Raw genomic sequence first — 568 nt, forward strand, 5'->3', positions numbered from 1 at the left:
CACGTAGTCGCCCGTGCGCAGGGCTTCGGCCAGTTCGGCCTTCACTTCGGCGCGGGTCTTGCCCACGGCGGCGGTGGCGGCCACGGCCTTGTCGGCGCGGGCTTGGGCGTACTGGGCGGGGAACAGCTCGTTGGCCTTGGCGCCGGTCTGGCCGTCGGCCACGATGTCACCGGTGCGGATGGCTTCGGCCAGCTCGGCCTTCACCTCAGCGCGGCTCTTGCTCACGGCCACGGGTTGGGCGTAGAGGTGGGGGGCGAGGTCCTTGTAACGGGCACCGGTTTGGCCGTCGGCGATCAGGTCACCGTTGCGTTGGGCCTGGATCAGTTCGGCGCGGACTTGTTCGCGGGTCTTGCCCACGGAGGCATCGGCGGCGAAGGCGTGGCCGGCAACGAGGGTGGAGAGGGCGATGGCAACAACAGACAGCTTTTTCATGACAGTTTCCTTTGAGAGGGTTGAACATGCCGGTCGGTCCGTTGTGCGGTCTGGCCGGCTTCGATGCCTCTGCGGAGGGGTTTGCGTGCATCGATGGGATGAACTGTAAAGTTTCTGAATCAGAAGAAAAACAGCA

Annotated in this window: 1 protein-coding gene; it reads right to left on the bottom strand. The window is 65.1% G+C overall.

Going from position 1 to position 568, the window contains the following annotated elements:
* Positions 1-432, bottom strand: a 432-nt coding sequence (locus AC1Q9M_RS25515; protein ID WP_492436435.1) for a DUF4148 domain-containing protein, incomplete at its 3' end; no start/stop codon positions are given.
* Positions 433-568 lie beyond the last annotated feature (136 nt).

The sequence above is a fragment of the Hydrogenophaga sp. GW823-FHT04C09 genome (assembly GCF_058796355.1).